Source organism: Micromonospora sp. ATA51 (assembly GCF_016802855.1).
GTDB classification, from domain to species: domain Bacteria; phylum Actinomycetota; class Actinomycetes; order Mycobacteriales; family Micromonosporaceae; genus Micromonospora; species Micromonospora sicca.
Window position 1 is genome coordinate 1 of record NZ_JAEVHJ010000695.1, and the last position, 1,081, is coordinate 1,081.

The 1,081-nt window shown below is 66.7% G+C and carries 1 protein-coding gene; it reads left to right on the forward strand.

The features are described 5' to 3' along the window. The first annotated feature begins 138 nt into the window (after positions 1–138). Positions 139–1,041: a transposase gene (locus tag JNW87_RS39020; RefSeq protein ID WP_238455501.1), complete on the forward strand. Its 903-nt coding sequence runs from the start codon at positions 139–141 to the stop codon at positions 1,039–1,041. The last annotated feature ends 40 nt before the right edge of the window (positions 1,042–1,081 follow it).

The following is a 1,081-nucleotide window of genomic DNA, read 5'->3' on the forward strand; positions in this document are numbered from 1 at the left end:
CCTTCTAGATCGTTAACCGGAAATTCGGTGCAGGTCAGGCCGGGGGGGTAACGGGCGACGCGCCGTGTAGATCCGTGACAGGTGGATGAAGGGTGTCCAAGATCGGCGTTTCCACACACGTCAGACTCTGGAGCCTTCGTGATCGCCGACCTGGACACCCTTCTCATCGCACTCTACGTGGAACTGGTTGACCGGATCATCCCCGCCACGTCGGCACGCCGCCGTGGTCCGGGCCGCCCACCGGCGGTGACCGACGCCGAACTGGTCTGCCTGGCCGTGGCGCAGGTGTTGCTGCGCTACAACGAAGAACACCACTGGCTACGAGCCGCGGCGTCACGGGTCGGGCACCTGTTCCCCCGCTTGCTGGGCCAAAGCGAGTACAACGAGCGGCTCAAGCAGGCAGCGCCGCTGATGGAGGCCGCGCTGCGGTGGCTGGCCGAGCACACGCCCGGCTCGGCCGAACCGCTGCGACTCATGGACGCCACCCCGATCGGCTGCGGCCAGTCCAAGACCACTGCCCAGCGCTCGGATCTGTTCGGCTGGGCCGGCTATGGCTACGAGTCCGCCCACAGCCGCTGGTACTGGGGCGTCAAGCTGCTGCTCATCACCACCGCCGACGGCACGGTCACCGGGTTCGGCCTGGCCAACCCCAAACTGTTCGGCGAACGCGAGCAGACCCGTCAGATCCTCACCCGCCAGATCGCCAACCAGCCCGCCGCAGGCACCGCCGTGGTGACCGACAAGGGCCTGTCCGGCCAGGACACCGAACAGTTCTTCACCGACCTGGACCTCACCTTGATCCGCCCTGCCCGCCGCGACGAGCGCACACCCAGGCCCTTCCCCAACTGGCTGCGCCAACGCGTCGAGGCGATCATCTGGACGCTGAAGAACCAACTCGGCCTCGAACGCCACGGCGGGCGAGTCCCGCTGGGCCTGTGGACCCGCATCGTGCAGCGCCTGCTCGCCCTCAACGCCGCGATCTGGCACAACTGGACGATCGGCGCACCGATCAAGCGATCATTGATCGCCTACGATCACTAGCCCCTGCTGACCAGGAGCGAAATTCCGGTCAACGATCTAG